The organism is Kluyvera intermedia, assembly GCF_021440345.1.
GTDB classification, from domain to species: domain Bacteria; phylum Pseudomonadota; class Gammaproteobacteria; order Enterobacterales; family Enterobacteriaceae; genus Kluyvera; species Kluyvera intermedia_A.
Genome location: NZ_JAKCNS010000075.1, coordinates 1 through 8,248, shown reverse-complemented (window position 1 = coordinate 8,248; position 8,248 = coordinate 1). Strand labels below are relative to the sequence as shown.

Sequence of the window (8,248 nt, the reverse complement as noted above, 5' to 3'; positions counted from 1 at the left end):
TTGGAGTCATTACCCAAACTATACCGGCTATACGTTCCGTAATATCCGCTATTACATCGATCTTTCTCATCGTTATATTTATATTAATCACCTGGTTAATACCAAAAACTACACTTTCCGCAACTGGCTGATTGGTGATAATGGCAGCATTAACATCGCGCACAGCGCCCGAACAATTTCCATCGATGAGAACGCCCTCGACGATTTGATTAAAGGTGAAAGCACTCTTTCTCATATCTATCAGGATGGATATACCCGCAACAATATTATCAGCATGCTAACGCCCGTTTTTCTCGGCGATAAAGTGAAAGGTATTCTGATTACAGACATCAATATTAACGATCTTGTGGTGTCGTTTAAGACAAATGACCGGCCTTTCTTATGGAAATTCCTTTCGCTGTACGTGACGGACAATAAAAGCGGCGCGCATATTATTTTCCACAAACCGCGGATCCGTTCTTATGGTTTGATCAGCGGTGAAGATGCCCTCACCCCCAACTACACGCTGCACTTGAAGCTGGATGCCGTCTACGTCATCACCACTAACCTTTGGCTATTATTGCTGTATGTGGTGGGGACATGGGCGTTATGCCGCTACGCCCGTAAGCAGCTGACCAGACAGGAATCACTTTCCCGGGATAACGTCACCGATGCCATGACGGGGCTCTACAACCGCAAAGTGATTAACTCCGAGTTAGAGCATAAGCTCCAGTCGCTGGTGGGTCGGAATATTCCGGTCACGGTTATCGCGATTGACAGCGATGGGCTCAAAAGGATCAACGATACTCTCGGTCATCACATGGGCGATAAATCCATACAAACGCTGGGCCAGGCGCTGGGCAATGCCATTCGCAAAAGCGACTATGGGATCCGGCTTGGCGGCGATGAATTCTGTTTGATTCTTATCGATAATTCGCTGAGCCGCTCCCGCGATGTGATTGACCGCGTACAGGAACAGCTGCTCACTATCGACACGGAGAAACTGGTGGCATTTTCATGGGGGGCGTATCAGCTCCAGTCGGGAGATACGTTGGACGTGGCGATGCACAAAGCGGACGAATTGCTTTATCAGCATAAACGCAGCAAGTATGCGGAGCGCAGGTAAACGTTAGCATTTGGTCGCGCATCACGTTTGCCACGCCCGATTTTCCGATACAGAGCGTCTTTGAGGGGCGCTCTGTATAACCCTTTGCCGTTAGTCACTTTTTCACCTCTGACTAAAAGCATTGTCGGTTTTCCCCGCTAGCTGGCCCCGTCCCTTTAACGTGCTCTACGCTTAGTCTCTCCCGCCACACCTTTCACTTCCCATACAGCAACCTTTCACTTTGTTTCTTTTGTGAACAAGATCAGAAAACCATGATCTTTCATTTTATTTCTTTTAATAAATACCGCAGAGTCAGCGCCAACAAAACGAAAGAAACTTAAACACGTAAGCTTCCGTATCATTACGCAAAACAGACCATTTCCCCGCCAGATGCACAGTCATAATTAAACGAAAAGGACCTGTAACTGATGAAAAATGTGTTCAAGATATCGATTCTTGCCCTGCTGGTGTCCAACGGCGCATTGGCTGCTGACTACACGTTGACTAACGACAATATTGCCATTTCCTTTGATGACGCTAAATCTGAAGCGGTTATCAAAGATGTCCACACTCAACGCCAGCTGTCGCCACAGTCGCTGTTTTTCCTGACTCTGCCTGATGAAACCGTCATCAAAGCCGCAGATTTTAAAATTGCCCACGTAGAACAGCGCGATAACGCCATCAAAATTGATTACGACCACCCGGATTTCAAGGTGACCGTGACGCTGAATTCCCTGAAAGGGAAATATGCCAGCATTGATTACACGGTAACCGCCGTCGGCAAGCCCCGCGATGTCGCCAAAATCACCTTCTTCCCAACTAAAGGGCAGGCGCAAGCGCCTTATGTTGATGGCGCAATTAACAGTTCGCCGATCGTTGCCGACTCCTTCTTTATTTTGCCAAATAAGCCGATTATCAATACCTATGCCTATGAGGCGACCACCAACCTCAACGTTTTATTGAAAACCCCGATCCAGCCAGAAGCGCCGGTCAGCTATACCGTGATGTTCGGGACCTTCCCAGAAACAAATCAGCTGCGCCGCAGCGTTAATCAGTTTGTTGAGGCCGTACGCCCACGGCCTTATAAGCCGTATCTGCACTACAACAGCTGGATGGATATTGGCTTCTTCACCACCTACACAGAACAGGATATTTTGGGTCGGATGGATGAATGGAATAAGGAATTTATTACGGCACGGGGCGTGGAAATGGATGCGTTCCTGCTGGATGATGGATGGGATGACCGTACCGGCCGCTGGTTATTTGGCCCAGCGTTCAGCAATGGATTTAGCAAGGTGCGCGAAAAAGCCAATAGCCTGCACAGCTCAATAGGCTTATGGCTGTCGCCGTGGGGCGGCTATAACAAGCCGCGCGATATTCGCGTTTCCCACGCCAAAGAGTATGGCTTTGAAACCGTCGATGGGAAGCTGGCGCTCTCTGGTCCCAACTATTACAAAAACTTCAATGAGCAGATCCTCAAGCTCATCAAAGACGAGCATATCACCTCATTTAAACTCGACGGCATGGGCAACGCCAACTCACATATTAAGGGCAGTAAGTTTGCCTCAGATTTTGATGCCTCCGTCGAGCTGCTGGAAAATATGCGTAAGGCCAACAAGGATCTGTTCATCAACTTAACCACCGGAACCGATGCCAGCCCGTCGTGGCTGCTTTACGCGGATTCTATCTGGCGGCAGGGAGATGACATCAACCTCTACGGCGTCGGTTCACCGGTGCAGCAGTGGATGACCTATCGCGATGCGGAAACCTATCGTTCGATTGTGCGTAAAGGGCCGTTATTCCCGCTGAACTCATTGATGTATCACGGTATCGTCAGCGCAGAGCACGCTTATTACGGGCTGGAGAAGGTGCAGACTGATAGTGATTTTGCCGACCAGGTGTGGAGCTATTTCGCAACCGGTACTCAGCTTCAGGAGCTGTACATCACGCCGTCTATGCTGAATAAAGCCAAATGGGATACGCTGGCGCAGGCGGCGAAGTGGGCAAGAGAAAACAGCAGCGTGCTGGTCGATACGCACTGGGTGGGCGGCGACCCAACCGCGCTGGAAGCCTACGGCTGGGCGTCGTGGAGCAAAGAGAAGTCGATTCTCGGCCTGCGTAACCCGTCCGACAAGCCGCAGCGTTTCTACCTGGATTTGAGTAAAGCGTTGGAAATCCCACAAGGAGAAGCCGCGCAATTTACCCTTAAATCAGTCTATGGCAGTAATAGCACCCTGCCAGAGAAATATCAGGAAGCCATGGTTATCACGTTAAAACCATTGGAAACGCTGGTGATTGAAGCCAATCCCGTGAAATAAGCGGATAGGGCTGCTCGCTGACGCGGGTAGCCCGTCTCTCGTTTACTCCTGACCTTTTTCTACCCCTCTGGCTATCGCCGCCCCCATCTCTGCGCAAACGACCAGCCCCTGCACAAACGGGCGATCGTGCATCAACCACGGCAAAGCGCCAAAGGCGATTCTCCCCCGCGCACTTTCCGGCTCCATGAGGGTGAAATCGTCACCAATAGAGGGGATTTCATCACCGCACGCCAGCAGCTGCGTACGCAGCGAAGGAAATGGCAGATCTTTGGTTTTTAACGCTTTCTGTCCCCGCGCATCGATAAACAGATCGAACGTATCGCGTTCCTCCTGCGTGATAATCGTCGTGAGCTTATCTTCCACCGTCATCTCATAGTCGTGACCTAGCGTCAGGATACGGATAACGCCCGCGTCGCGCAGCGCCAGCAGACGGCGGATGGATTCAGACGGAATGGCGGCATAGTTATCGATGAAAATGCGGGCCAACCCGTTTTTGAAGCGTTTCTCATCTTTCTCATTTAAGTGGGGCACGATCGGTTCAACAACTTCATGCAATCGCAGGATGGTGTAACGCCACGGGACGGTGTGCTTTTCACGTTTGTTGCGTTCCACTTCCTGCAGATTGGCCTGAGCCCATGCAAACGGATCGTGATTTTTCCGGTCGGCAAACCAGGCATCGGCAAAGGTATCAGCATCACGTGAACGCAGTGCTATCTGCGCACTCCACTGCGGATCGGCCTGCTCCAGTTCGGCAACCATCAGCTGGAAAACGCGATCCAGCAGCCCATCGCTACCTGCGGCAATGGCCGCCGCAATGGCATTTTCCGTCACCACGGCGAGCGGTTCATAAGGCAGGGGGCAGTAGAAATCTGCCTCTGGCAAAATGCCAGAACGGGACATCAAACTGAGTTGAAGCCCCCTGCTTTCTGGGTTCAGCCGAAATTGTACCGTCTCCCCCTCTAATCGAATAAATACGCCGTGCTGGATGACCACCGCCATCGCCGCATCCAGCCCACTGAGGGAGGCCCCCATAATCCCGACCCGGCATGCGGCAATCTTAGCCGCCATCAGCCCCGTCCACGGGCTGGGAAAATAATCGCGCGGTGAGCCATCGTCTTGCGGCCAAAGATGGCCCGTGGCGAGCACGACATAATCAAAAATCTCCGCCGCATGACGCTCTTCCACCCATACGTTGACGCCGTTCGGCGTCGCCTGAGCATCCGTAACTTTACTGGACTCCTGAACGTTGACCACAAATCCTAACTGCCGGGCTTTTTTCACCAACGCCAGAAAGCGATCGCGATAGTACTCCCCAAGCATCACGCGCGGTAAAAACTGCCGTTCATGCAGGGATGCGCGTTCCAAACCCCAACGTGCCAGCCAGCCATCGCTCTGTCCGCGAAGCCATTGCAGGTAGGTGATAAAAATGGGCGGGATTTCGATGCTGGCGATATTTGCCAGCATCAGCGACGCATTATTGTCGTCGCTATAAGGCATGCCAACGCCAGCCTCCTCCGCCTGCTCATAGACCGTAATCGCAAGCGGTTCTCCGCGCTCCAGCAGCGCGTAAAAAGTGTAAATCCCCGTAGGCCCTGCACCGATAATGGCGACGTTTTTCATGATTATCCTTAATGAAAGACATGCCGTTAAGTCTGGTTGATAAAGGGGGATGCGCCACTGCAAACGGGCAATTGTGTATCAACCACGGTAAAGTGCTGGCTACCGTAATTGAAGTGCAGGAGAGTTATCCTCCCGCACCTTTTTGTTCCTCAGCGACGAAGCTGCTTCCAGTCATAAACCGTGTTGGTGGTATCCAGTACCGGCACCTGACCCGCGAGCTGCGATGCCCGTGATTTTAATGTACCAGGCAGAGTTTCATTTGGCAGCCTTATCCCTAACCAGTAACGCATTAACTGGAAATTATTCGCTGTTGAGTACAGCGCTTTCACCTCACCATTTTCAGGTTTTGCTACCTGTTTGCTGTACCACACAAACATGGGGACCTGGTAGGCATGCTGGCTAGGCTTCACCCCACCGTGATAATAGACAACGCGTTTTTGCGGATCGCGCTCCAGGGCATGATCGGAAAAGTAAATCAGCGAGGCACGACGCCCTTCAAGCAAGGAAAACATCTGTCCAAGAAGTTTGTCGGTATAACGAATCGAGTTGTCATAGCAGGCATCGATGCCGCTGTCTTGCGCATCAAATATGGCTTCCTGCGCAGGGAAACGCACACACTCCGGCTCATGGCTACCATAAAGATGCAACACGATGACTTGCTTACCGCCCCGATTCAGCGCCTGTTTTAATTCTGGTATCAATGTATCGTCGTAATCACTGGTCAGCCATTTTTTCTCCCGCGCATTGGTGGCAATGCCCGTAATAGCATTATTGTAGTCTCCGATAATGCCCTGCTTACTGAACCAGGAGGTGTAATAACCCGCGCGATTCGCCAGATTAATAATATTGTCCGAATAATGTTTCTGGTCGTGCCCAGTAACAAAATCCGCACTTAACACGAGAGGAACAGCGGTAATCGTCACCGGAGCAGGGCTGACAGCATGAGTCCACGAGAGTACCTGCGCTCGCTGGCTATCAAGCGCGGGTGTAGTGTCTTTCGGGTAGCCGTAAAAATGCATGTTCTCCGATCGGGCTGACTCCCCTACCACCACGACATAAGTCTCAATCCCGGTATCCCATGTTTGGATCGGGTAATCAGGAATCGTGCGCGAAATTTGTGAAATCAGCTGCTTATCATTCCAGGCTTGTACGAAGTATTTCAGATTGCTGATTGGGGTGTAGTTAATCACCCGCACAGAGATACTGCCGTGGCTATTCTTGCGCACACTATGCGCTACCGCCTGAGTGATGTTGACTATCAGAGTGAGTGCCAGGCAATACAACGGTAAACGCGGGCGCCATTTTCCGGGAAGCCTTGGCGTAAACCAGACAGCACTCAGCAGCAGAGCCGTTAAAGCAGTAAATCCCAGTGCATAATGGATATACAGACCAAGCATAGCCATCATCTCGTTGGTGGAACTTTCCAGCACACTCATGGCAAAACCATAGCTAAATGCACTGCCAAACGTTGCGTGAGAATACAAAGACAGCATGACATCCCATGCAACGATCATTACTGGCAAAGCCGCAACGGCTAAACGCACACGACGCCGCTTAATGAGTGAAAATGAAAGCATTAGTAATGCAAAGATAAACAAACGCTGGAACATCACATGTACGGGTGAAAATAGCATGTTAACAGCCGCAACAATCCCCAGAGAGCCCCATAGAGGGAGTAGCGCCGCAGAGGCACGCAACGAGCTAAAATTCATGAATATGATTATTTTAAGGAGAAGTATTTCTAAAAATTATCGCACAAATTGCTAATACGACTAAAGAGATGCCTGCTACCAGATTTTGCTAATTTCATCACAAAAGGGGGAATTCTTTCTTTGGATAGGGCGGATTTGAGTTGGATGGATTTTGAGAACCAGGCAGACTTCTCCCGGTAGACGTTTCTGTCCTACAGATTGAGCACAGGAAGAGCGTCTGGGCAGATCACGACATCGTCGAAGCCAGCCCGCGTAGACATAAATAGCTGGGGCGCTATTTATAAATCAAGATTAGAATTTTTCAGGTAATTGATGGACCATCATCAGGATGCCACGATTAATCTCAATGTATCCCCCCTCTTTTAACTCCGACAAAATACGCATAATACCGCTACGGGACAGGTTGGTTTTGTCACGGATGTAGTTTTCAGCCGTGATACTGTTACGAAGCCTTGCGTCCTCGCTCATGAGTTCAAAGAGCTGCGCTTTGATGATGTCGTATGAGGTTGGCGCGGTAAGCATTTTATTAGAAGCATAGAGCTTACTGGTGACCACCATCATGTGCATCGTCAACAGCTCCCACAGATCGTTTTCGCGGATGATATCAAATGTCCGCTCAAGGCTCAGAATGCCGATATTCGAGGTTGTCAGCAGTTTGATATACCCATTCATTGAACGTGTGGCGATATTCCCTATTCCGACAAGAGATGGCGCATTTATCGTCGTCATCGCCAGATCATCGTCATCACGATGCAAAATAACCTGCCCGCTGAGAATAAGGTAACAGTAGTTTTTCTGGCTCGTTGATAGAAAAAGGCGCTTTCTAGCCGCAATTCTCTTCACATCGGCGAAAGGGAGCAGTTTATCCACCAATTCCCTGGAATAAGGCGAAGGCTGCGTGATTGTCGAGATGGGCAAAGGTGCAGGCATGGTTGACCTATTACGGGATGTGCGATTTTTCTTAGTATAGTTAGACATCGACATGTCTTTGCGTGCCTTTATAGAAGTATTTGATATATATGAAAAACAAAATCAGGATTTTGTGGGTAAATGATCAATATCGAGAAGAATACCGCGTTTAAGAACGATGCATTTGTCGTCACGTAACTGTCTGAGAATACGCATAATTCCACTTCGTGACAGAGAGGTTCTATCCATAATGTAACTCACGGCCGTCCTGCTTTTTCTGATACAAGAAGGCTCGAGCATCAACTGCCGGAGATGAAATTTCACAATATCAAAGGAGGACATCTGCGAAACAGCAGTACATTGCTCATAAATGCTAGAGGTGGTGTATATCAGGAGACAACAAAAGCTTTCCCACAAGGCGTATTTTTCAATTAACAGATTGAACCGCTCAAGAGGCATTTTGCATAATCGGGAAGGCTCTGTTGTCTTGACGTAAAGACTGGTACCGTTCGAGAGTTGATGGCTTACGCCTAAAATAAAAGGATGCTGCTGAGCATTTAAAATAATCCCATCCCATCTACGATTTAGGGAAGGTGCGAATAAGC

The 8,248-nt window shown here is 49.7% G+C and carries 6 protein-coding genes; 2 read left to right on the top strand and 4 right to left on the bottom strand.

Annotated elements, in window-relative coordinates:
• A partial coding sequence (locus LZ634_RS18395; protein WP_234507784.1) for a GAPES1 domain-containing protein occupies positions 1-1,105 on the top strand: 1,105 nt, incomplete at its 5' end.
• Positions 1,106-1,512: 407 nt separating this feature from the next.
• On the top strand, positions 1,513-3,402 hold the full coding sequence (locus tag LZ634_RS18390) for an enterotoxin (protein WP_234507782.1): 1,890 nt from the start codon (positions 1,513-1,515) through the stop codon (positions 3,400-3,402).
• A 42-nt stretch (positions 3,403-3,444) separates the two neighbouring features.
• On the opposite strand, the gene LZ634_RS18385 is transcribed toward LZ634_RS18390, so the two are convergent.
• The 4 genes from LZ634_RS18385 to LZ634_RS18370 form a co-directional block, all read right to left on the bottom strand.
• Entirely contained in the window at positions 3,445-5,022 is a 1,578-nt protein-coding gene (locus LZ634_RS18385; protein ID WP_234507780.1) for an FAD-NAD(P)-binding protein, read from the bottom strand.
• A gap of 149 nt (positions 5,023-5,171) precedes the next feature.
• Positions 5,172-6,656: a phosphoethanolamine transferase gene (locus LZ634_RS18380; RefSeq protein ID WP_234507778.1), complete on the bottom strand. Its 1,485-nt coding sequence runs from the start codon at positions 6,654-6,656 to the stop codon at positions 5,172-5,174.
• A gap of 369 nt (positions 6,657-7,025) precedes the next feature.
• A complete protein-coding gene (locus tag LZ634_RS18375; RefSeq protein ID WP_234507776.1) occupies positions 7,026-7,712 on the bottom strand; it encodes a helix-turn-helix domain-containing protein in 687 nt (228 codons plus the stop codon).
• A 54-nt stretch (positions 7,713-7,766) separates the two neighbouring features.
• Positions 7,767-8,248, bottom strand: a 482-nt coding sequence (locus LZ634_RS18370) for a helix-turn-helix domain-containing protein (RefSeq protein ID WP_234507774.1), incomplete at its 5' end; no start/stop codon positions are given.